Source organism: Actinotignum inguinis, assembly GCF_051265835.1.
Taxonomy (GTDB): Bacteria; Actinomycetota; Actinomycetes; order Actinomycetales; family Actinomycetaceae; genus Actinotignum; species Actinotignum timonense.
Genome location: NZ_JBOZDP010000001.1, coordinates 52,909 through 76,165 on the forward strand (window position 1 = coordinate 52,909; position 23,257 = coordinate 76,165).

A 23,257-nucleotide genomic window follows, 5' to 3' on the forward strand; every position below is an offset into this window, starting at 1 on the left:
GCAGTCTAGCGATTCGCGGGGGTGGCGCGCGCTGAGCACGCTAGGATTTACCTAGTAGCAAGGGAGGCAGCCGTGGATTCTTTACGTGTCATCTTTATTGGCGATGAGCTGGTGGCCGGGTACGGCGATGCGCGGGCACTCGGGTGGACGGGCCGCGTGATGGCCCGCACCCTCACCGACCCTCCGCTCCTCCCCCTCACTTTGGCTGTTCCCGGGGAAACAATTTCGGAGATGGCGGAGCGCTGGGAGCGGGAAGTTGCCCTGCGTACCGGCCCGGATATTGAGTCGCGCCTGGTTATCGGCCTGGGAAGTCACGATCTGGAACGCGGCGGCACCATGGCGCGGGCGCGCCTGCACCTGGCGAATCTACTGGATTCCGCGGACCGGATGCGCATGCGCCCCTTCGTGGTGGGCCCGCCCCCGCGCCCGGATCTACCCCGCGATGTGCAGCTCAATTTATCCAATGCCTACCGGGATGTGACCGAGCGGCGGCGTTTTCCCTTCGTGGATACCTTTAGCCCGCTGGTTGATCACGAACAGTGGAATACCGATATGGACCTGAGCGGGGGGTATGCGCCGCGCCAGGCCGGTTACGGGCTTATGGCCTGGCTGGTGCTCCACCACGGGTGGAACCAGTGGCTCGGGATTCGCGCGGCGGCCAACTAGCAACCAACTACATAGCCCCGGCACTACAACGCGGCGGCCGACCACCAGATCGACCGCCGCGCAGCTCACTACTCGCAAGCAAAACTTTTTAGCGACTTAGTAGTACGCCCCCTGCCGGAAATCCCAGCTGAGGAAGGATTCGGAAAGCAGCTGGAGAATCCGATCCAGGTACACGCCCTTGCGGATGAGCACCGGCGCGGGGGTGACCATGCGCTGCCCGTTCTGTTCGGGCACCAGTTTCCCGGATTCATCCACGAAGGACACCATCACGCCCTGCTCCCAGCGGGTGGCTTCGGACGCATCGGGCTGGATGGACGTCACGTAATCATCGGCTTCGATCACCAGGTCCGCTTCGGTGGCAATATCGGTGCCGATTCCTTCCACCTTGCCGCGGTTTCCGCGCCCGGAGGGGTTCGCCGAGGAAGCGAAGACCAGCTTCCTATCCTTCTCCCACAGGTCCGCGGCGATCTGCTCGGCGGCCTTGCCGTAGCGGATCACGAAGCAGGAAGTTCCGCGCCCGTCGCGCACCAGGTTGCGCGCTTCGCCTTCTTCCGGAATGTAGTGTTCGGCAGCCTCGGCACGCCAGGGCAGGATGCAGCCCATGAGGATGTCTTCGTCCCAGTTCTTCTGGTAAAAATCGCGAATTTCCGGGGTGAGTTGCGCCAGGGTTTCCAGTTCTTCCATGGAGCCGCACAGCACCACGGCGGGCTTATTGCGTTTGCGGTTCTTCACGGCAAATTTGCGTTCCAGCCCGGCCGAATCGGTGGTGGCGATAATATAGCCGACCTTGGTGGGGACCACGCACATGGCGCCGCCCGCGCGAAGCAGCTGGGTGGCTTCCGTATTCAGTTCGCCATTCCAGTGCACATATCCTTCAGCCACGCGGGCCTCCTTCTCTTCTACCGTGGGTGGTTCCGTTTCCTCGAGAAACGTACGCGCGGTGGTCGTTTCTAGTACGACGCCGCCCGGCGCGTGCCGCGCCGGGAAACCGCGCACTCTGGAGACTAATGTAAATTCCAGATTCTGAGACGAAATGTTCACATATTGGACGCGCGCGCATCGTTCCGCGGACTAAAATACCCGCCTGCCCGGGAAGGATACGGAGTAACATATCGGGTGGATTGTCGAAAATATCGCCGATTGCCAATGAGGACACGGCAGGGCACACACCTACGGAAGGGCACTAGCGGGAATGAGCGGAGTGGGATCTGAGGGAATCGACGTTCTTGTTGTGGAATCCGGAATCCTCCGCGTTGAGATCTCCTATGCAGGGAAAACCGGCTGGGCACTTGCCCATAACCAGGTTCCAGTTATCAAAAATATCCTCGCTACCAATACGTCGGATAGCGAGGCGAGTGAACAGGCGCATCTGGACCTGAGCGCTCGCATTGGCGCGGCTTCACTTTTCGACCTCACGGTTCCCCTTCCTGAACTCCGGCCCGGAAAAGCCGCCCCGGTAGCACCGCGTTTCCTCGCGCACACCCGCCTCGACCCGAATAATCCCCTATTACAGGCAACCGAATCCCAACCCGGAACCCTGGAAGCACATCTGCGCACCGAGGGGAGTTCCGCGGCCGGGTATGCCCGAGCCGATATACGTATCCTCGCTCCGAATGAGTGGTTCCACGCTCCGGCATATTTTGAGTCGCTGGCGGCTTTTGCGCAGCCCAACGCCCCGCAGATTCCCGCGCTGGTGCGCAAGGTTTCCGATTTGCTCAAGGAAGCCACCGGCGATGCCTCGGTGCAGGGCTACCAGGCCGGTATCGAACGGGTGCTTCAAATCATGTCGGCTGCCTACGCGGTTTTAGCCGCGGAGGATATCCGTTACGTCACCCCACCTGCTTCTTTCGAAAATACCGGCCAGCGCATCCGCACCACGGAGGAAGTTCTCGCCGCAAAAGCCGGCACCTGCATCGACCTGGTCCTTACCTACGCGGCCCTGGCGCAGTCCTGCGGGCTGCTCCCGGTGATTATTTTGGTGCCGGGGCACGCCCTCGTCGGCATTGCAAGCACGGAGGACGGCCTGCGCGAACCGGTTATTACCGAACCGGCCTCCATCAATAATTATTTACGTTCCGGTGCAGTTCTTGCTTTGGATGCTGCTTTTTACGACGCCGCGCTCAGCTTCCCAGATAACCTCAATCGCACCAAGGCGAAGCTGACAGACGGTACTGTTCTTGCCCTTATTGGATTGGCGGAATCGCATAGAGATGGATTGCGCCCGCTTCCCACTCAAGCCCCTCCGGCTGCCGCCCTACCGGATGCCTCGGCCTCAGCCACAGCCGAGGCGGCCGGGTCCGCGCCTCATGCGCACTCCCCCGCGGCGGCTATTCGAGCGGCCGGGAAACTGGCGCAGCAGTTGGCCGGGGAGGATTCCGCGGACTATCTCACTTTGGATACCAGCGATGCGGCCCCGGCCCGGGTGCAGCGCTGGAAGCGTGAGCTCCTCGACCTCACCTTGCGCAACCGCCTCCTCAATATCAAACCGGCCAAGGAAGTCCTGGAATTCGAAGTTCGAGCCGGAATGCTGGCGGATATTGATGATCGTATTTCCCGCGGCGATCGCATTACGATGCGCGCCCAGGATGATCTTTCCGATAATCGTTTCCTGCGCGGAACCACGGACGTGAGTGATTTATCCGATGCTGAGGTGAGCGATGAACTGAGCGAGCGCGGCATCCTCTTCGGGCATGTAACGGAGTACCGCTACGCCGAGTTCTTCAAAAACTTGGCTCGCACCACGAAAACGCTGGCGGAGGAAACCGGATCAGCCAATCTTTATCTCATGCTCGGAACGATGCGCTACACCAGCAAAAACGGGAAAGATGCCAGCGCACCGCTTTTCCTCCTCCCGGTACGGCTAGGGGGCGGTTCGGGCCGTTCCCGTTTCACAATCCAAGCCGATAACAGCGCTGAGGCCACCCCCAACCACTCTCTGGTGGAATGGCTCCACCAGGAACACGGCGTGCATATCACCGCGCTTTCCGAACCGAAACTTGATGCTTCCGGTCTCGATATTGACTACGCGCTTCGTGAGATTTCCGCCGCGCTGGTGCGCGAGAATCTTCCCTTTACGGTGACTCGGGATGTCTACCTGGGTATCGCCAAGTTCTCCACGTTCGGAATGTGGCGTGATCTGCGCGATCACTGGGATATTTTCATGGAATCTCCGGTATTCGAACACCTGACGCTACGCCCCGGGGAAAGCTTTGTGGAGCCGAGTGACCTCCCGCCGATTGAGCAGATTACCCCGAATGAGGCGGAACTTAATCTTCCTATTCCCGCCGATGGCGCGCAGATGCGAGTGGTATCCGCGGCCGGTCAGGGATACAGCTTCGTGGTGGAAGGACCTCCGGGAACCGGAAAATCCCAAACCATCACGAATATCCTGGCCCACCTTCTGGAACAGGGGAAACGAGTACTGTTCGTAGCGGAGAAGCAGGCCGCGCTCGACGTCGTCAAAACACGCATGGAACGCATTGGCCTGGCACCTTTTATTCTCGATCTACACGGCGGGGAGCAACGCCCCCAGGCGATTCGGGATCAATTGCGCGGCGCGATTGACGCGAGTGTTCATTACGATATGCACCGCTGGGATAATGCCCGGGCACTGCTGCGTTCCCGCCTGGAACCCCTCGCGGCCTACCCGGCGCTTGTGCACGGAATGAATGCGGCCGGGCATTCGCTCTGGTCGGCCGTCACTGCTTCCCTCGATCTTGGCGAGGGAGCGGTCGCGGTAGTTCCGCAACGCTTCGTCACCGATCCGAATGCGCGGGCAACTATCGCCACTATCGATGAAGCGCTGCCCAATATCGCGGTGCGTGCACGCAGTACCGATCTGGCCGCCATGTCCGCCTGGCAGCTGGTGGGCCCGTATCACGCACCGCTCCCCGAACTCATCCATGCTTTCGACGGGCTCGCGGCTATGGCCGCGCAATGCGAGAAATACCCGGAGCTGGTCGATACCCTGGGGAGCGTTCCGCTTGCGGACGTACGCAAGGCACTCGATGGCACCTCACCGCTACTGGATCCGGATGAGGCCCGGCAGCTGGCCTCCTCCACCTGGAAAATCGCGACGGTTGCCGATAAGCTTGCCCGGCTGGCTCCCGAACTGGAGTTTTTCACCGACATTTTCTCTCCCGCGTTCTTCGCGTACGGCGATACCTCCGCGCTCAGCCGCGCGCTCGATGAGCTCGCGGAGGGCGGCTTCTTCGGGAAGAAGAAGCGCTTAGCGGCCTACCGTTCGGCCCTTATTCCGGCGCTGCCCGCCGGGCGGGAACCGGATATTGAGGGCGAGCACTCCCCTGATACAGTCCGGGCCGCGCTCGGCCGGCTGAGCTATATGCGCCGCGCCCTAGCTGATCTGGAAACAGAACTAGAAAACATCCCGGGAGCTCGCCAGCGCGTGAGTGTGGCCCTCAGCGACCCGAGCGCTCCGGCAGCGCTCGCGGAGGCCGCGGATTCTCTCCAGCGTTCTTTGGAGCTTTCCACCCGTTTCCCCGCCCTGGTGGAGCTCACCCGCCGCGCCGGCAGCCTGGATGATGCTCGCGCTGCGCTCGACATCATTAGCTCCACCTGGGATGCCTGGGTGAGCGCCGCCGATCTGCAACTCCCCTCGGAGAATCGGTGGATGAGCGTTTTCCAAGAATGGTATCCGCGCTGGTCAGCAGCCGGGCGCGATTCCCTGGCTGCCGCGGTCGAATGGCACCGCGCCACCGCGATCTTGCGCAAGAACGGCCTGGAAGAATTCCAGCACCAAATCGAAATGGGTGAGGTGCCCGACCGTGATATTTCGCTGGCCTTCCGCCGCGGGGTGGCCTCCACCAGCGCGGAAGAACGCATGCGCGCTTTCAGCGGCCACATTTCCCTCTCGGAACAAAATAGTTCGGATCTCACCCGCCTCCAGGAAGCTTTCGCCACGATCCAGGGTGAAGCCACCCAGGCGCTACCGGCAACCCTTATGGCGCGGCGGTCCTTCCGCCCCGGGGAGCTCCACGGAAAAGTGGGAACCCTGCGGCGCAACCTGGATCGCAAACGCGGGGCACGCAGTTTCCGCTCCTTGCTGGAAGAATTCACCGAGGAGATCCTGGAAGCCACGCCCTGTTTCTTCGCTAGCCCGGCATCGCTTGCCACGTTCGTAGATCCCACTGCCGTAGTTTTCGACGTCGTCATTTTTGATGAGGCGAGCCAGATTACCGTTGATCAGGCGATGGGTGCCATCGGCCGCGCCAAAGCGGTGATCATTTCCGGGGATAGCCGGCAGATGCCGCCTACGCGGTTCGGGAAAACCGGGCCGTTCAGCGGTGATGATGAGGATCTTGACGATCCGGATCGCCCGCTCGTGGAGACGGTGGTCAGCGATCTGGAGTCGATTCTTTCCGAGGCGGTCGAATCGGGCCTGCCGCGCCTGTGGCTCTCCTGGCACTACCGTTCCCGGGATGAATCCCTCATTGCCTTCTCCAACGAAGCCTATTACGAAGGCAAACTTTCCAGTTTCCCCTCGCCGGGTAACGCGGCGCTTTTCGGCGGTGCGGGCGTGAGTATGCGGCGTGTTTCTGGAACGTTCGACCGCAGCCGCGGGGCTACCTTCCGCACGAATCGGGTGGAAGCCGAAGAAATCGTGCGCGATATTCACCGGCGCCTCAATTCGCCGGCATTAGCGCACCAATCAATCGGTGTTGTCACCTTCAATATCCAGCAGCGCAACCTCATCCTTGACCTGCTGGAAGACTCGCGCGATCCCCTCATCCGCGCCGCGATGGAACAGGAAAAAGATCCGCTTTTCGTCAAGAACCTCGAAAACGTCCAGGGCGACGAACGCGATGTCATTATTTTCTCCACCGCATTTTCACCGCGCGAACCCGGTGGCCCGCTTCCCCTCAATTTCGGGCCACTCAGCCGCGAGGGCGGTGAACGCCGCTTCAACGTCGCCATTACCCGCGCCCGCAGCGAGGTGCTGGTGGTCACCTCCTTTGATCCGGAGGACATCGACCTCAATCGCACCCGCTCGCGCGGAATGCAGGACTTACGTGAATATATGTTGCGGGCCCGCGCGCGTACTCAGAACGACGGCGCAGCTCCCGCACCGGCCGATTCGGCTGCGGAAGCCAGTTCTGCACTTCCCCGCGCCCTGAGCATTAATGACAACCCGGTGCGTGACCGACTCATGCGTGAGCTGCGCGAGCGTGGCTGGGAAGTGCAGGGCGATTACGGCCTCTCTAGTTACACCCTCGATATCGTGGTGCGCGAGCCGGGTAGCAAGGTGTGGCTTCTGGCTGTCATGTTCGACGACGAAAAATGGAGTTCGCTCCCCACCGTGACTGATCGTGATATTACTCCGCAGCTGCTGACCTCCATGATGGGGTGGCTCGCGGTGGAACGGGTGTGGCTTCCGGAGCTGCGGCGCGATCCGGCTGGGGTCATTGACCGCATTGATGCTTCGGCGCGGGCAGCCAAGGAACGGTATGCGGCAGAGGAACGGAAGGCCGAAAAACGCCAGGAACGGGCCGCGAAAAAGCTGGCCGGCCGCAAAGCCAAACTTGCCCGCAAGGCAACAGCGGATAGCGATGCCGCGGCTGGCGAGGAGCTCACCCCGGCCTCGGAAAGCAGCCGCGCCCCGGTAAGCAACCACCGGGCCCCGGATGCCGAACCGGCCCTCACCTGGCGCGAAGTCCCCTCGGCGCAGCGCAATACGCACACGAAAGCAAAACGTGCGGCTGAGCCAGCGCAACACGGAACCCCGGAGGATCCGCAGCCAAGCCCGCAATCTGCTCCGCAACCGAAGCGAAGTACAATTCGGGTCGCTCTCAAACCAGCCACCCCGGAAAATCCCAGTGATACTTCTGAGGGACGCTGGCGTTTTGGGGAAGCCTGGGAAAAACACGGCACGAAACCCGGAGAATCCGTCCGTCACATAAGCGAGAGCGTTGATGACTGGGGTACCGATATTCCGCCATGCCCAGCACCGTTAACTCTCCCGGACACGTCGCCCTTGGGGAGTCGGGAGGAGCTGGAATTTCCCATGTCTACCGCGCGAACAGCCGAAGTTCGCGAAGCTGTGCGAGAGATGATCGAAGAGAGTGCACCTCTTCCTTTGCAGTCCTTGCGGGTAGCGATTGTTAAGAGGTTTGGGCGGCAACGGACCTCTGAAAAGGTCAATAAAATCCTCGATACGTTCATCCCTCAGGATCAGATTTTCGTTGATGATTCCGATGGCCAAGAATTTGTATGGCCTGAGGATGTCTATCCGGAAAATTGGCATTACTACCGGCCATATCCCGGCCGAGGCATCAACGAGATTCCACTGCGCGAAATCTATAATATGGCACGCGTATTGGTTGACAAGTATCCGGGAGAATACCGGTGGGGCGAATATCCTGATGAGGATTTCGTGCGCCGTATTCTCAAAGAATTCAGCCTCTTGCGGCTCAGCCCGGATTCCCAAGCTCGGGTGAGCGAAGCGGTGCTTTTGTACGGTAACGAGCACCGGGACTAGCCGGCAGCAAAGCAGCTCCCGCACTGAACATAATGCGGGAGCCGCTTAGTTCCTACCATTCAAGCGGATCGCTTGTGCCGCCCTCGTGACGGGTCGCCTTAACGGATTCAGCGAAGCCGGGAGTGCTCACTAAGCGCAGAGTTTCGTGGAGGGCCAGCCAGTTATCCTCGCTCACCAAAACGGCGTTAACTGCCCGGCCGGCAATAATAACCGGCGCGCTGCGTTCATTCACGGCCTCGATGAGCTCCGGCAGATTTTCCTGCGCTGCGGTGGCGGAGATAACGTCCATACCGCGAGTCTACGCAAAGGAATAAGCCGGGGCGAGGGCAGTAGCCGATTCCCACAACCGAGCTCACCCCGGTCGCGCCAACTCACCCGAGCGGGCGGCGCTGGTAGAGGCGCAGTGCGAGCCAGAGGAGCGCGCAGGCCGCGAGCGCCGTCGTCGTACCTATCCACCACAGACCCGGAACCTCAGCACCACTCGCCACGGCGCCCACCGCATCATTCAAACCGAGCGGGCTGTAGCGCGCGCCCGCCTCCCACATGCCACCGAAAGCCAGCACGAGGTAGGCAACGAAACCGATACCGGCGCTGGCTAGCATATTTCCCGTTGCCACCGCGGCCAGCACCACCACGGAAAGCAAGAAAATAATCGCGAGCAGCCAGAGTGCCGCGGCTCCCAGGAGCGCGAGCACGGCGCCGTCGTCGAAAAGAATGCGGGTGAGGATGCCGGCCACTGTGCTGCCGCCGAAAGCCACCGCTGCCACCAAGAGCACCGTGCTCAGCATTTTCCCGGCGAAAACGGCCGTGCGGCTCACCGAGCGCGTCACGATCAATACCACCGGGCCGCCGAGCATCCCGGTGACGATCTGGTAGGCGCCGAGCATCACGAAAAGCATCCCGAAAATCTGGTGGACGTTTTTCAGCCATTGCGCGTGCGCCTGGATCCAGGTGGGCTCGGGCATGGCCGCGCCGAGCGCCGCCGCGGTATCCGGCCCGGCCAGCGCGGCAATAATATCGGGGGCGTAGAGCGCCGTCAGCGGGGAGACCACCGCGAGCAGCAGCGCCAGGCCGAGGACCACCCAGGTGCTGGGCACCCGCAGCAGGCGGCGCAGGTCGTAGCGCAGCATCGCGCGGTTGCCGGTGCGGATGTGCGTGGCGTTAGTGCGCGCGGCGGGGCGATCCGTAGCGCGACTGCCCGTAACGCGAGTATCAGCAGAACTCATTGGCTTACCTTTCCGCGCGAGAGGTATTCGTATACATGCTGGAGCGAGGGCGGGGCGACATCGAGCTGCGCATCCACACCCGCCTCCCCGCACGCCGCCGCGATGGCGCTGCGCGCCACTTCGGTATCCGCGTGCGCCACGCTGACCTGCACCGTTGCGCGTTCGGGCCGGTAGAGCGCGAGCACCTCATCGAGGGTCCCTTCGGCGAGGAGCGTGCCCTCGTGCAGCATCCCCACGTGGTCGCATACCTGCTGCACATCCGCGAGCAGATGCGAGGTGAGAAGCACCGTGGTACGCCCGGCCAGCTCGCGAATAATATTCAGCACATCGGCGCGGCCGAGCGGATCGAGGGCGCTCGTCGGTTCATCCAGCACCAGGAGCCGCGGGGCACCCACCAGCGCCAGGGCAATTCCCAGGCGCTGCGCCATGCCGCGGGAAAACCCGCCAATATTCCCCGGGGCGCGGGTCAGGCCCACCAGCTCGAGCAGATTGGCGGCCCGGCGGCGAGCCACCGCGCGCTGCACCCCGGACACCTCGCCGAAAAATTCGAGGGCCTGCGGCGCGCTCATCCATCCCGGCAGGCTGGGTACGTCCGGCAGGTAGGCGATGCCGGGCACCGGGGCAGCCGGCAGCGTGCCCCGCTCATACCCAAGCACTCGCGCCGTGCCAGAACTGGCGGCGATAAGCCCCAGCAAAATTTTAATTGTGGTAGTTTTCCCGGCGCCGTTCCCGCCGATCAGCCCGTACACCGAGCCCTCGGGCACGTGCAGATTGACATCCGTGAGGGCGGCGAGCCCCGCGAAATTCTTACTAAGATTTTCGGTGCGAACCGCGTACGTCTTATCCATAGAGCTCACGCACCGTTCCACTCGCGTTGGCAGCTTGAGTTGCGGGTGCTTGCGCCGCGGCGGCGCGGGTTCCGGGTGCTTGCGTGCCGGCACCGGTTACCCCGGGAGCGCCGCCGGCCCGCCGTTCTTCCCAGGCCTGCCGCTGCGCCAATGCCTTACGCGCCCGCGCGTACATAAAGAGGAACAGCAAGGTCCCCACTAGCGAGCCGAGCAGAACAATCACCACCCATCCCAGGCGCGGCACCCCGGCGAGCTGCCGCTCCGGCCACCGCGACAGCAGCACCAGGCTCGTGATGAGCAGGGCGAGTTGAATCAGTGCCACGATTCCCAGGGCGATCTGCGCCGCCGCGGGCAAAGCAAGAAAATCTTCCATGGTTATTCAGTTTCTTTCGTATCGGGTGAGGTTGTGGTGCCGTGCGCGGCATCGGCGGCGCCTGCGGATGCGTCCGAGTTTTCCGAGTGCTTGCGTTTAAGCAAACGGTCCAGATTCCGTAGCGCTCCGCGCGTAGTAGCGACGACGACGCCAGCTGCCACCGCGGGAAGTGCCACCGCGGTACATCCAGCCAGGAGGGATGCCGAGGCTTGGCGATGGCTGGCGTAGCGGTCCTGTGCTGCAAGCGAGAGGAGGGCCGTGGCCTGTAATCCGGCGGCGAGCGCGGTAGCCGGAACATCCACGCGTTCGCGATTACCCCAGGCCGCGAGCGCCGTGCCGGCAGCTCCGAGGAGCGCGGCGGGCGCCACGGCCCGTGCCGCCGGAACTATGCCGCGCGGGCGCAGATTGGCACGAAAACCGGAGGGAAGGAGCCGGTGGCGACGGGCCACCAGGGCGGCCGCTCCCACGGCAAGAGCTCCGCCAAGTGCGGGCGCGATGCTGAGGGCGCTGCGGGTTCGGGGAGGAATATAGTCTTCCAGGTCCGGGAGGGAATCATCCGGGCGAATCATTCCCAGGCGTACCGCGAGCGCGCCCATATTAATATCCCAGCCGATCCCGAAGCTACGCGGCACAAAAACCCGGGGATTTTCCGGTTCGAACCAGCGCGAGCGAGCTTCGCGGGAGCGCAGGGCTTCCAGGGAAGCGGGGATTCCGAAGATTGTGGGGGTTGTGGGCGAGTTAGGCTCCGGCATTGTTATCACCTCGGTCGGTTGTGAGAGCGGTGAGATGGGATGTGACGACGGCGGCAAGATTGCGCCATTCGCCGGCGAGTCGTTCCCCGTAGCTGCGGCCAGCCGCGGTGATCGTGTAGATCTTGCGCGGGGGCCCGGCCGGGGATTCCTCCCAATGAATGGCCAGGTGGCCGGCCTTTTTGAGACGGTTAAGAAGCGGGTAGAGAGTACCGGCCGATACCGCCATACCCGCATTTTCCAGGCGCTGGAGCAACGCCCCGCCGTAGGCCGGCGCCCTGGAAAGCGAGGCGAGCACGATGAGTTCAAGCACGCCTTTACGAAGCTGGGAATCAGCCACCACTCCCCCCTTTAGTCACCGCGGTGCAGGTGCCGTGCGAGCACGTTTGCACCGCTTGTATGCATCACATAGTAGTAGGGATAGCCCAGTAGCGCAGCAAGTTTTCAGGATATGAGAAATCCAGTTGTTTCTCTGCTATTATTGCGTCAATAGTTCAGCCCGCCCGAGGTTCCTCGGTGTGGGCTGATCCTCTATCCGCGGAGGAGTTTGGAGGCTAGCCCCCGTTTCCACCCACTCTCCCACGGATTCCCTTACTTCTTATCCAGGGAATAGGCGATGCTAAAACCCCGAACCTTTCGGAATTCTTGACGCGAGGTAGGGAAGGCATAGTGGCCACCCTCGAAGTTGTGGTAGATATCGAGGCCCCGGCCCAAGAAGATAAGCCATCCCGTATCGGTACGCAACCAGCGGTCGTGCGCACGCGAATCGAAAATCACGTCGAGGTCAATGCCCTGCTCAGAGGCATTTTTCGTGATCTTATCGAGCATCCGAACCTGAATTTCGTGATGCTCATTCTTCTTCGCCCTGAGTGTGAACAACCGAAAGCGGCATCGCTTTTCAGGATTTTTCACCAGAGCCACAACCGCCATGAACTCAACGAGGTTACGCCCCTGATAGGAATAGCTGATGAACGGGTCGTGCAATTCAACATCCGTACATCCCCGCAGATAAGAGGCAAATAGCAAATCGAAGGTAACGCCAGTTTGCCCCTCGTCGAAGATGCGGTAGCCCGGAAACGCGACACTGTGCCGGCCAGAACCATATCGATGCAAAGATCCCTGCACGCCGTGGTCGCCACTAGTTTCCAATACACGTTTCCCCATAAGGAAAATATAGATGACCGGCCAGGAGTTCTCGGCAGAGGTGGCTGATCCCACCCCGCAGCCCACAGCTTCCGCTTGCAGATCGCCGCGCGAATCGCGCCTTCTCCGCCTGCATACTTTCTGCATAGTGACATTTTTGTCACTATGCATGTCACTTAGCTCAGGCGCGGAAGCGGCGGCGTACCCCGCCAAAGCCCATCCCGCCAGCTGGCGGCGTCGTCGTAAAAAATAAAGGGCCCGGAAAACCGGACCCTCTACACATCTCGCAACAGCGAGCGCACCACTTTAGGAATTGGGGCGCTTGCCGTGGTTCGCCTTCTTCTTGCGGCGATCCTTGCGCTTACGACCACGCTGGCTCATGTTCTCTCCTCACGTAACGTTTTCTCAGCTCGTAAACGAGCAACCACATTAGCTTACCAAGGGCGACCGGTCAGGTAAATAAAACCGGCACAATGTGGCGAAACTACCCGAAACGGCGCGTGCAACAACCGGCGCGGCACCCGCGCGAAGCGTAACGCGCGCTACATCGTAGGCAACGCCGCAACGCGCCACGCGCGCTACCCGAAATCGCGAGTGGTACGCCGGTACACCGAAATCTGCTGGGCGATCCGCACCCGCAGCGTCGCCGGCGCGACCTCCCGGCACGAGGCTCGCAAAATATCGCGCACGTGGGTTTCCGCTTCCGCCCGTTCCGTACACCGCGAGCACCCCGAAATATGGGCCTGCAAGCGCTCGCTTTGCACCGCGGAAAGCTGGTGATCCAGATACTCGAAAAGATAATCAGTAATATCCCGGCAGGAACACTCCCCCGCGGCACTATCCAATTCAATCCCGCGGTTCCGGAACGAGTCTTCTACCCCGCGCTGCAACCTATCCTCACCGCTCACTTCTTCTCCTTCTTCCCATAGCCGAGTTCACGCGCGTAATCCGCGAGTAATTCCCGCAGCTGTTTACGCCCGCGATGCAGACGGGACATCACCGTTCCGATCGGCGTTTCCATGATGTCCGCGATCTCCTGGTAGGAGAAGCCTTCAATATCCGCCAGGTAGACAGCCATGCGGCGGTCTTCCGGCAGCGCGCTCAAAGCATCGCGAATTTCCGATTGCGGCAGATTCTCCAGGGCCTCCGCTTCCGCGGACATCATCCCCGAGGAAGCATGCGAAGCCGCCCGATACTCCTGCCAATCCTCCACCTCCGAGGAGTCAGCCTGCTTGGGCTGGCGCTGCGCCTTGCGGTAATTAGAAATAAAGGTGTTATTGAGGATGCGGTAGAGCCACGCCTTCAAATTCGTGCCCGGCCGGTACTGGTGGAAGGCCGAAAAGGCTTTGGCGTAGGCCTCCTGAACCAAATCTTCGGCGTCGGTGGGATTGCGCGTGAGGCGCATCGCGGCCCCGTATAACTGGTCGAGATACGGAAGAGCATCCCGTTCAAACCGCGCGGCGCGTTCGGCTGCGGTTTCATCGGGGGCGCTTCTCATTAGGTCTGTGCTCATCATGGTCTAGCCTAGTCCGTCTGCAGGACTGACATGGGTATAACGCCCGGAAAACGCGGGTATATTCCCCGATTTAGTGTAACAATATAGGTATGGGTATGATTCGATTCCTCGCGCGGCCCCTGCTTGCCGCGCCCTTTATTGCACAGGGGTTGTCCGCGGTACGCCACCCCGAGGACCACCAGGAACGGGCTGAGAACATCGCCGGGCTGGCCGGAATGGCCGGGGTTGATCTTGAATCCGTTGACACCACCACCCTCACCCGCGCGCTGGGCACCGTCCAGCTCATCGGCGGGGCTTTCCTTTCCATCGGAAAATTCCAGCGCCTGTCCGGCGCGGCTCTCGCCCTCACCCAAATCCCGGTGGCCCTGGCCAATCACCCGGTCTGGGCGGCGGAGAAGAGCGAGCGGCGTGAGGTGCTGGGCGGGCTGCTCGGCGCGCTCGGGTTGGCCGGCGGCGCCGCCCTGGCGTGGACGGATCGCAAAGGCAAGCCCTCCCTGGGGTACCGTGTGTCCGAATGGCGCGATCAGCGCAATGAGCTCGCGGATGTGCGCGCTCACGCACGCGAACAAATCAGAGAGGCGAAGCGTTCCTAAATGACTGACCTGTGGCCAGCACCGTTCCACCCCTCCCCCGTGCGCGGCAGCGTGGCCGTTCCCGGGTCCAAATCGCTCATGGCACGCTTCCTCATCACCGCCGCGCTGGGCGGGCCCGGCACCACGGGCCGAATCCTCGCGCCCCTGCGCGCCCGCGATACCGAGCTCATGGCCCGCGCCCTCGCGAGCATGGGCGTGGGGGTCGCCTGGCAGCGCGGCACCACCGAAGCTGAGGACGTCCTCGATATTTCCCCCGCCCCGCTCCACGGCGCCACCATTGACGCGGGGCTCGCCGGCACGGTCATGCGTTTCGTGCCGCCGTTGGCCGCGTTCGCGCGTGGTGAGGTCGTTATTGATGGCGACGACGCCGCCCGCGTGCGCCCCATGGACCCGGTGGTGCGGGCTCTTCGTGATCTGGGAGTGGAGGTTGATGCCGCCAGCGATAGCGCCGGGCGGGCGGTCCTCCCGGTGCGAGTGCACGGCCAGGGGCGCCTGGCCGGAGGAACGGTGGAGATTGATTCTTCCGCCTCCTCGCAATTCATTTCCGCGCTGCTGCTGGCCGGCCCGCGCTGCGAGGGCGGGCTGGTGCTGCGTTCGGTGGGGCCGAAGGTTCCTTCCGCTTTCCACCTGGCCATGACGGTGGACGTGCTGCGCCGGGCCGGTATTCAGGTGGAAGAATTCGCGGCCGGCGGGGCGCCCGCGGATCGCGAACACCCGGCGGTGGAATGGCATGTGCATCCGGGCACCCCGCAGCTGGGAACAGTGGTGCTGGAACCGGATCTTTCCAACGCTTCCCCCTTCCTGGCCGCCGCTATGGTGACGGGCGGAACGGTGGAAATTCCGCGCTGGCCGGCACGCACCACCCAGCCCGGCGCGCAAATCGTCGATATTTTCACGGCCATGGGGGCGCGCGCCCAGCTGCGCGATGACGGCGTCCTTGAGCTGACCGGGCCGCGGGATATTGCCCCCCTCGATACCGATCTCAGCGATGTTGGGGAGCTCACGCCCACGGTTGCCGCGGTGGCGGCCTTCGCCACCGGCCCGAGCGCGCTGCGCAATATCGGGCAGCTGCGCGGGCATGAAACCAACCGCCTGGCCGCCATCACCGCGGAGCTGAGGGGCGTGGGGATCCCCGCCCGCGAAGAAGGCGATGACATTATCATCACCCCGCCGGCTGGGCGGGGCGCGGCGGCGGGCGGCGCGGCGGCGGTTTCGGGTGCGGCGGCGGGCGGCGCGGCCGCAGGCGCACAGCCCGCGGCGCCCGCGCTAAACACCCCGGTTATCCGCAGCTACGAGGATCACCGCATGGCAACCTTCGGGGCGATCCTCGGCCTGCGCATCCCCGGGCTGCGGGTGGAAAATATTGCGACCACCGGGAAAACCATGCCGCGTTTCGCCCAGATGTGGACAGACCTGGTGGGCCGATGAGGGATATCGGCACCGACGATCCCCGCGTGCGAGTGCGGCCCGGAAAGGGCTCGCGGCCGCGCACGAAGATTCGGCCCGATTACTCCGACCGGCCCCTCGGCCAGGTCATCACCATCGACCGCGGGCGCTATACCGTGCTCATGAACGAAGGCACCCGCGTGATTGCGGTCAAAGCGCGGGAATTGGGCCGGGGCGCCGTCGTTGTTGGAGATAAAGTACGCCTGACCGGTGACCTTTCCGGGCGTAAGGACACCCTGGCCCGCATCGTTTTTATCGAGGAACGCAGTTCGCAACTCACGCGTTCCACGGACGAAGGCAACGAACGCGAGCGCACCATCGTGGCGAACGCGGACCAGATGGCGATTGTGGCGGCGCTCGCGCAACCCGAACCGCGGCGCGGCATGATTGACCGCTGCCTGGTGGCCGCGCGCGACGCCGGCATGGATCCGCTCCTCATCCTCACCAAAGCGGACCTGGCGCGCCCGGACGCCTTGCGCGCGTATTACGAACCGCTCGGGGTGCCGATTCTCGCAACGGCTTTGGGGTACGACGGCGCAGCTCCCGCAGCCGGGGACGCAGCCACGCAAGCGGGTTCTGACACGGTGCCCGCACCCGGAGAAGCGACCACGCACTCGGGCTTGGAGGCCGTGCGCGCGGCGCTGCGCGGGCGCACCACGGTGCTCGTGGGGCATTCCGGGGTGGGCAAATCCACCCTGCTCAATGCGCTGGTGCCGGCCGCGGCGCGCGAAACCGGGCACGTCAACGAGGTGACCGGAAAGGGCCGGCACACCTCCACCTCCGCTATCGCATTTCCGCTGCCCGGCGGCGGGCAACTCATTGATACGCCGGGGGTGCGCAGCTTCGGCCTGGCTCATCTGGACGCCGCCGATATCCTCCGCGGCTTCCCCGACCTAGAAGAAACCGCGCTGGAATGCCCGCGCGGGTGCAGCCATGAGGCCACCGAACCCGAATGTGCCCTCGATAGCCTCACCGATCCACGCCTGCGCGAGCGGGTGAGTTCATTGCGCCGCGTGCTCGCCTCGCGCGGCTTCGAAGAATGGGAGAAATAAATGGATGCCAGCTCCACTATCGCTTTTCTGCACACCGTTGCGGATGCCGTGGACGCCCTCACCCTGGAGCGTTATGAGCGCCGCCGCCTCACCGTGGATACGAAGCCCGATAATTCGCCGGTATCCGATGCGGATCGGGCGGCCGAACGACTTATCCGCGAGTACCTGGAGCGGGATTTCCCCGGGGATGCCGTGTACGGGGAAGAGGAGGGCGGCAGCCTGGAGCACGCCCCGCGGCGCTGGATTATCGACCCGATTGACGGCACCCGCAACTACGTGCGCCACAACCCGGTGTGGGCCACGCTCATCGGCGTGGAAGAAAACGGCCAGATGGTGGCCGGTATGGCGTCCGCGCCCGCGCTCGGGCGGCGCTGGTGGGCGAGTCGCGGCGGCGGGGCGTGGCTGAGTGAAAACGGGGGCGAGCCCCAGCGCCTGCGCGTCTCCGATATTGATCGGATGGACCGGGCCGCTTTCGGTTTTTCGTCCCTCTCGAGCTGGGACGAAACCGGGCGCATGGCCACCCTCATCGCCTTCGCCCGCGCCACCTGGGGCACCCGCGCCTACGGGGCTTTCTGGCCCTATATGCTGCTGGCCGAGGGAGCCTTCGATATTGCCGCGCAGCCGGGCCTGGATGTTTACGATATGGCGGCGCTGGTACCGATCGTGGAAGAGGCCGGGGGAACCTTCACCTCTATGGAGGGCAAACCGGGGCCGTGGTGGGGAAGCGCACTGGTCACCAACGGAAAGTTGCACGCCGCCGCCCAAGCAATTATTAATGAGACACATGTCCAGCCGGGTAGCCGCGACTAGCCGACCGGATAGCGAGGACGAGACTTACCCGCACAGCCGGGAACAGATCCAGCCGGGTAGCCGGAACTAAATCGAAGGAGGAGCCGTGGGAAGCAGTGATAAGGCCGAGCCGTTGATCGAGAACGAGGGTCTTCCCGGCAGCGGGCCGGCTAGTGCGCCCACTGGTACACCGGGTAGTGCGCCCACAAACGCGCCGGTCAACGCACCCGCGCATGCGCCCGCCAACACGCCCGCGCGCGAGGTCCTCACCTGGGACCGTTTCGGCGAGGTCACCCGCGAACTCGCCCGCGACATCTGGGATTCCGGCTACCGCCCGGAAATTATCGTGAGCGTGGCCCGCGGCGGGCTGCTTCCCGCCGGCGCAATTGCCTACGCTTTAGACCTCAAAAGCATGCTCGTCCTCAACGTCGAGTTTTACACCGGCATCGGGGTCACGCTCAAGGATCCGCGCCTGGTGGAACCGTCCGGTGACGTGCGTGGAATGGCCGGCAAAAAGGTTTTAATTGTCGACGACGTCGCTGACTCAGGGCGGACTTTACGCTTCGTGAAGGAACTCTGCGAAGAGTACGCTACCGAGATTCGGGTGGCGGTCCTCTACGAAAAGTCACGCTCGGTGCTCAAACCCGATTACGCCTATCTGCACACCGACGCGTGGATTGCCTTCCCGTGGTCGGATAAGGACCCGGTCAATGGAGGCCAGGCGGAAGCCTAAAGCAGAATGGGGTGCGCTGGACGTTCGCGGGCCGGTGCATTCCGTGGGCCGGAACCTCATCGGGCCAAAATTTTTGTCGTAGCCCCACAGTAGGCTGAAGCCATGAAGATCTTGCACACCTCCGATTGGCACCTCGGGCGCACCCTGCACCGGGCGGATCTCACGCCGGCCTTTGAAATGTGGGTGGATCACGTGGTGGATACCGTGCGGGAACGCGGTGTAGATGCCCTTCTGATTAGCGGGGATGTCTATGATCGCAGCGTCCCACCCGCTCCCATGGTTGAGCTTTTTTCGCGCACCCTGCGCCGGCTCGCGCAACTCACCACGGTCATTTTGATTTCCGGGAACCATGATTCCCCGCAGCGCCTAGGATTCGGGGCGGAACTTTTCCAGGAGCGCATTGTCATTCGCACCGATCCGCTGCGCTGCGCCCAGCCGGTAGAAGTGCGTGATCGCGCCGGTAATCTTGGCGCACTGGTTTACCCCATTCCCTATTTGGATCCCGATGTGGAACGCCGCCGCCTGGCAGGCGGTGCTGCTCACGCTGGTTACGCTGGCGCGGATCACTTGGAAGGTGCGGATAATGCGGATCGTATCGATCATGTTCATCACGTTGATCACGCTGATCACGTTGATCGCAACGATGGCGCAGAGCTGTTGGAACGCTCGCACACCGCGGTCATGCACGCAGCTTTGGAGCGTATTGCCGCAGATATTCAGCACGGCCCGCACGCTGGCAAGCCGGTGGCACGTATCGCTATGGCACACGCTTTCGTTGCCGGCGGGGCGGCCAGCGAATCCGAACGCGATATTTCGGTGGGCGGAGTGGAAGTTGTTCCCGCCGCGCTTTTCGCCCTGGGAAGCGCAGGGGCAAGCGCCACGGCGGGCCTGAGCTACGTGGCACTGGGCCACCTGCATTCCCCACAGCGGGTGGGCGGTGCGCCAGAACCGGGTACTTCTGAAGCTAGCAGGCTGCCGCCTATGCGGTACTCGGGTTCGCCTATCGCTTTTTCTTTCTCGGAAACCCGGCCCAAATCTTCTGTTCTTCTCACCTTTGAAGGCGGGACCCTGGTGGAAGAAGAACTCATTCCGGCTCCGGTATGGCGCCCCATCGTCACCATCGAAGCACCGCTAGCCGAGGTACTCAGCCCCGCACACCGTGACGATCGGGATAAATTCGCGCGTATTCTGGTAACCGATCCGGCCCGCCCGGCGGATCTCACCACCCGGGTGCGGGCCGCTTTCCCGCACGCTTTGGAAATTCGCCACGTGGTGGATCCGGCCGCCACCCGCCACAGCACAGCGGATACTCGCCGCCTTGATTCCCTGAGCGTGCTACGCCAATTCATGACGGAAAGTGGGCACCGGGATCTCACGGAAGAAGAAAACCAGGTCATGGTGGCGGCATGGGAAGCCGTCCGCACCGGGGAGAAGGAGTAGGGACTCATGCAGCTGCGCCGCTTAGAACTTCAAGGTATCGGCTCCTTCGCGGGGCGGGAAGTTATTGATTTTGACGCCCTGGGAGCTTCTGGGCTTTTCCTGGTGGAAGGGCCCACCGGAGCTGGCAAATCAACCATTATTGACGCCGTCGTTTTCGGGCTTTTCGGTACGGTCGCGGGCGGGAAAGAAAGCTCAACCGAGCGCCTGCGCTCCACGTATGTTGATCCCTCCACCATCAGCTACGCGGACGTTATTTTCACCATCGAAGCGGGCACATTCCGGGTGCGTCGCACCCCTAGCTTCACCAAACCGGGCAATTCCTCCCCCACCGCTGCTACCGCAAAATTATGGAAGCTTTCCGAAACTGCGGTGGACCTCGGAGATATAGATGGCGGTACCCCGATTGCTACCAAAGCTCGCGATGTCGGGGTGTATATCAGCAACCTCCTCGGCCTCAATGCGGAACAGTTCTTGCAAACTATCGTGCTTCCGCAAGGAAAGTTTGCTGAATTTCTGCGGCTGGAAAGCCAGGAGCGCACCAAGCTGCTCACCCAGATTTTCGATACCCGGGTTTTTGGTTCGGTCACCCAGTGGCTCACGGATCACGCCCGGGCGGCACGCGGAGCTATTGCGAGCGCTCAGGAAACTTTCGTGCGGGCCGTATCGAACACCGCAACCGCCTTGGAGCTCCCCCCTGAGGAAAGTGAGTCCCTCACCGCCGCCGCTCAAGGCGTGGATCTACCAGCTGAAGGCGAAGCTGTAGTCGCTAGTCTCGAACAGGCGCTCGCTACCACCGTTGGGTGTGCTAGCGATGCACTCGCCCAAGCTGAAAAAGCCGAGGCCGCGTTAGAGCTGGCTCGCGAAGCCGAAAACGCGCAACGCGCTTTGGCTGCCCGCATTGAACGTCGCCGGGTTCTGCACGCCCGGGCCGGCCAGCTCCGGGAACGCGAAGCCGTGATCGCCGTGGATCGTGCACGCCTCGCTGCCCACCGCGCCGCAGCCCCACTCCTGCCACATGTACATGCCCTTGACCGGGCTCGCCAAGAGAGCCGCGACTGTGCCGGCGCCTGCACAGAAGCCCACGCCCATCTCGTGGCTGTTTTTGCAGAATTCGGCACGGGCACCGGAGGCAAACACGGTCCCGTTACTGATCTCAGCCCTGCCGGGGTGGAATCCGGGCGCCGTCTGGTCACCGAGCTGAGCGAAGCTAGCGGGCGCTTGACCGAATTGGAGCGCTCAGAACAGGAGGTGGAGCGCAAACAACAGGAAGCTGCCCGCGCCACCGAACAGCTCGCCGAGCGCCAGAGCGCGGTGGAAGAGCTGCGTGAGGAAGCAACTACCGCGGCCACTGAACGCGAGGAAGTGGAGGGAAAGCTCGAAACTGCCCGCACCACCGCCAGCGGTGAGGCTGCTGCCGGGCAGCGGGTGCGCAGCGCCACCGAGCTCCTTGAAGTATTGGATCGGGTAGCCACCAGTGAAAATGCGCAAGCAGAAGCCCGGGCCAAGCTTGCAGATGCTCTTGCCCAGGTTCAGGAAAAGGAAAGCTCCGCCAGGGAAATCACCGACGCGTGGGTACAGTCCACCGCAGGTGAATTAGCGGGGCAGCTACGTGAGAATGAGCCCTGTCCGGTGTGTGGGTCCTGTACCCACCCGGCGCCTGCCCCACCGGAAGATGTGCGTGCCACTGCGGCGCAGGTGAAGGCCGCCCAGGCGGCTGCCAGCACCGCCCGCGAGCACTACAGCACCTGCCTAGCTCATGTGGAGAAAATAAAAGCCCAGCTTGCTGAGCAACGGGCCGTGGCCGGGGATGCCACCACGGAAGCGGCCAGTACGGAATTAGCTGCTGCCCGCGCTGATTTGAGTGCGGCACAGCAGGCAGCTTTGCGCGTAACAAACTTGGAGAAGCGGCTCGCGCAACTTGCCGAGAAAGCCCGCACACGGGAAACCTCCCTAGAGCAATTGCGCACCGAAGTGGCGCAATTAGAGGCTGAAAACACCTCTCTCGCACGTGAGATCAGTACCCAGCTCACCCGCCTCAGCGCCGAGTACGCCGGCTTTTCTTCTATCGCAGCGCGCCGCACGGCTCTTGATGAACTACGCGAAGCCCAGGATGCCTGGAACACCGCCGCGAGTGGGGTACTCGCTGCGCGCGAAGATGAACAGGCCCACGGTGATGAGCTCGCTGCGGCTCTGGCCGGCACTGAGTTCGCGGATGCCCAGGCGGTGAATGCTGCCATGCTCAACAAAGTGGAAGAGGCACAGCTCCAGGATTCCATCACCGCTTTTGATGAGGAATGCCGCGATGTGAAGCGCGAACTTGCAGAACCGGAACTCGCGGAACTTCCCGAAGATGCTCAGGCTGATGTCGCGAGGGCGGAGGAAGCCAGCGCGCTGGCACGCCACGCCGCTCAAGAAGCACGGGCGCAGGCTACGAGGGCGGAGAACCAGGCCCGCTCCGGCGGGGAACGCTTGCGCACCGCACAGCGGGATCTCCAGGCATGGCGGGAAGTTCGTGAGCATTCCGGAGCGGTTGTGCGTTTAGCTTCCCTGGCTACCGCGGGCCCCGAATCAGTAACGAAAGTTCCCCTGGAAACCTTCGTGCTGCAACACCGTTTTGAGCAGGTTGTTGATGTTGCTAATGAGCAGCTCGCGGATATTTCCCTCGGGCGTTTTGAGCTCATCCGGACGGACGAAAAGGAGAAAGGCAGTCACCAGTCGAAAACCGGCCTCGGGCTGGCTGTTATTGACCACGCCGGTCCCGAACCGGTCCAACGTTCCGTTCGCACGCTCTCGGGTGGGGAAACATTCTACGTATCTATCTCCCTGGCACTCGCCTTAGCGGAAGTAGTGCGCGCGGAAAATGGAGGGATTCACCTCGATACCCTCCTCATTGACGAAGGCTTCGGCTCGCTGTCGGATGGAGCACTTGATCAGGTCATGGGAGTGCTGCACGGCCTAGGGAAAAACGGGCGCACCGTAGGGGTTGTCTCCCACGTGTCGGAAATGAAACAGATGATCAGCGAACGCATCGCAGTTATCCCACGGGACGACGGCACCTCGCATATCCGCGTGACTGCCTAAGTTTTCTGGGTAAATCCACCGTTTAGAGCCGTGGATTGAATGTATTTCTACATGGATGAGGGGCTGGCAGACTGTCCTTGTGAAGGTTCGTCTGCCAGCCCCTCTCT

Annotated in this window: 20 protein-coding genes; 9 read left to right on the plus strand and 11 right to left on the minus strand. The window is 62.7% G+C overall.

Features of this window, described 5'->3' with window-relative positions:
- Positions 1 to 72 precede the first annotated feature (72 nt).
- Positions 73 to 666, plus strand: coding sequence for a GDSL-type esterase/lipase family protein (locus ACRQFC_RS00230; RefSeq protein WP_087069889.1), 594 nt, complete (start codon positions 73 to 75; stop codon positions 664 to 666).
- A 96-nt stretch (positions 667 to 762) separates the two neighbouring features.
- On the opposite strand, the gene ACRQFC_RS00235 is transcribed toward ACRQFC_RS00230, so the two are convergent.
- Complete coding sequence (locus ACRQFC_RS00235; protein ID WP_284904636.1) at positions 763 to 1,548, minus strand: L-threonylcarbamoyladenylate synthase; 786 nt, start codon at positions 1,546 to 1,548, stop codon at positions 763 to 765.
- Between the two features lie 319 nt (positions 1,549 to 1,867).
- Here ACRQFC_RS00235 and ACRQFC_RS00240 point away from each other — a divergent pair, with 319 nt between their 5' ends.
- Positions 1,868 to 8,161, plus strand: coding sequence for a DUF4011 domain-containing protein (locus ACRQFC_RS00240; RefSeq protein ID WP_284904635.1), 6,294 nt, complete (start codon positions 1,868 to 1,870; stop codon positions 8,159 to 8,161).
- Between the two features lie 52 nt (positions 8,162 to 8,213).
- Here the strand turns inward: ACRQFC_RS00240 and ACRQFC_RS00245 are convergent, their stop codons facing one another.
- The 10 genes from ACRQFC_RS00245 to ACRQFC_RS00290 all read right to left on the minus strand — a co-directional run bounded on the left by ACRQFC_RS00245 (position 8,214) and on the right by ACRQFC_RS00290 (position 13,998).
- The gene (locus ACRQFC_RS00245) at positions 8,214 to 8,450 is read right to left on the minus strand and encodes a type II toxin-antitoxin system Phd/YefM family antitoxin (protein WP_284904634.1); all 237 of its coding nucleotides are present in this window, start codon (positions 8,448 to 8,450) and stop codon (positions 8,214 to 8,216) included.
- Positions 8,451 to 8,532: 82 nt separating this feature from the next.
- Positions 8,533 to 9,387 carry an ABC transporter permease gene (locus ACRQFC_RS00250; RefSeq protein WP_435734625.1) on the minus strand — a complete coding sequence of 285 codons (855 nt, stop codon included), beginning with the start codon at positions 9,385 to 9,387 and terminating at the stop codon, positions 8,533 to 8,535.
- Positions 9,384 to 10,235 carry an ABC transporter ATP-binding protein gene (locus tag ACRQFC_RS00255; protein WP_284904632.1) on the minus strand — a complete coding sequence of 284 codons (852 nt, stop codon included), beginning with the start codon at positions 10,233 to 10,235 and terminating at the stop codon, positions 9,384 to 9,386. The genes ACRQFC_RS00250 and ACRQFC_RS00255 overlap by 4 nt, the downstream gene beginning before the upstream one ends.
- Entirely contained in the window at positions 10,228 to 10,608 is a 381-nt protein-coding gene (locus ACRQFC_RS00260) for a hypothetical protein (RefSeq protein ID WP_284904631.1), read from the minus strand. Before ACRQFC_RS00260 ends, ACRQFC_RS00255 begins: the two co-directional genes overlap by 8 nt.
- 2 nt (positions 10,609 to 10,610) lie before the next feature.
- A complete protein-coding gene (locus tag ACRQFC_RS00265) occupies positions 10,611 to 11,360 on the minus strand; it encodes a DUF5808 domain-containing protein (RefSeq protein WP_284904630.1) in 750 nt (249 codons plus the stop codon).
- Positions 11,347 to 11,697 carry a PadR family transcriptional regulator gene (locus ACRQFC_RS00270; RefSeq protein ID WP_016441758.1) on the minus strand — a complete coding sequence of 117 codons (351 nt, stop codon included), beginning with the start codon at positions 11,695 to 11,697 and terminating at the stop codon, positions 11,347 to 11,349. Before ACRQFC_RS00270 ends, ACRQFC_RS00265 begins: the two co-directional genes overlap by 14 nt.
- A 251-nt stretch (positions 11,698 to 11,948) precedes the next feature.
- The gene (locus tag ACRQFC_RS00275) at positions 11,949 to 12,647 is read right to left on the minus strand and encodes an MIT C-terminal domain-containing protein (RefSeq protein WP_284904629.1); all 699 of its coding nucleotides are present in this window, start codon (positions 12,645 to 12,647) and stop codon (positions 11,949 to 11,951) included.
- Positions 12,648 to 12,806: 159 nt separating this feature from the next.
- The gene (locus ACRQFC_RS00280; protein ID WP_096334972.1) at positions 12,807 to 12,881 is read right to left on the minus strand and encodes a 50S ribosomal protein bL37; all 75 of its coding nucleotides are present in this window, start codon (positions 12,879 to 12,881) and stop codon (positions 12,807 to 12,809) included.
- 197 nt (positions 12,882 to 13,078) lie between these two features.
- The gene (gene rsrA, locus ACRQFC_RS00285; RefSeq protein WP_026429087.1) at positions 13,079 to 13,408 is read right to left on the minus strand and encodes a mycothiol system anti-sigma-R factor; all 330 of its coding nucleotides are present in this window, start codon (positions 13,406 to 13,408) and stop codon (positions 13,079 to 13,081) included.
- Positions 13,405 to 13,998, minus strand: a complete 594-nt coding sequence (locus ACRQFC_RS00290; RefSeq protein WP_307886242.1) for a sigma-70 family RNA polymerase sigma factor — start codon at positions 13,996 to 13,998, stop codon at positions 13,405 to 13,407. Before ACRQFC_RS00290 ends, rsrA begins: the two co-directional genes overlap by 4 nt.
- A gap of 107 nt (positions 13,999 to 14,105) precedes the next feature.
- On the opposite strand from ACRQFC_RS00290, the gene ACRQFC_RS00295 reads away from it, so the two are divergent.
- The 7 genes from ACRQFC_RS00295 to ACRQFC_RS00325 all read left to right on the plus strand — a co-directional run bounded on the left by ACRQFC_RS00295 (position 14,106) and on the right by ACRQFC_RS00325 (position 23,150).
- Positions 14,106 to 14,609 carry a DoxX family protein gene (locus ACRQFC_RS00295; protein WP_284904628.1) on the plus strand — a complete coding sequence of 168 codons (504 nt, stop codon included), beginning with the start codon at positions 14,106 to 14,108 and terminating at the stop codon, positions 14,607 to 14,609.
- Complete coding sequence (gene aroA / locus ACRQFC_RS00300; protein WP_284904627.1) at positions 14,610 to 16,037, plus strand: 3-phosphoshikimate 1-carboxyvinyltransferase; 1,428 nt, start codon at positions 14,610 to 14,612, stop codon at positions 16,035 to 16,037.
- Positions 16,034 to 17,107 carry a ribosome small subunit-dependent GTPase A gene (gene rsgA / locus ACRQFC_RS00305; RefSeq protein WP_284904626.1) on the plus strand — a complete coding sequence of 358 codons (1,074 nt, stop codon included), beginning with the start codon at positions 16,034 to 16,036 and terminating at the stop codon, positions 17,105 to 17,107. Before aroA ends, rsgA begins: the two co-directional genes overlap by 4 nt.
- Entirely contained in the window at positions 17,108 to 17,917 is an 810-nt protein-coding gene (locus ACRQFC_RS00310; protein ID WP_284904625.1) for an inositol monophosphatase family protein, read from the plus strand.
- An 85-nt stretch (positions 17,918 to 18,002) separates the two neighbouring features.
- Positions 18,003 to 18,629 (plus strand): phosphoribosyltransferase family protein, encoded by a 627-nt coding sequence (locus ACRQFC_RS00315; protein WP_284904624.1) that lies wholly within the window; start codon positions 18,003 to 18,005, stop codon positions 18,627 to 18,629.
- A 102-nt stretch (positions 18,630 to 18,731) separates the two neighbouring features.
- A complete protein-coding gene (locus tag ACRQFC_RS00320; RefSeq protein ID WP_284904623.1) occupies positions 18,732 to 20,069 on the plus strand; it encodes an exonuclease SbcCD subunit D in 1,338 nt (445 codons plus the stop codon).
- 6 nt (positions 20,070 to 20,075) lie between these two features.
- Positions 20,076 to 23,150: an AAA family ATPase gene (locus tag ACRQFC_RS00325; protein ID WP_435713417.1), complete on the plus strand. Its 3,075-nt coding sequence runs from the start codon at positions 20,076 to 20,078 to the stop codon at positions 23,148 to 23,150.
- Positions 23,151 to 23,257 lie beyond the last annotated feature (107 nt).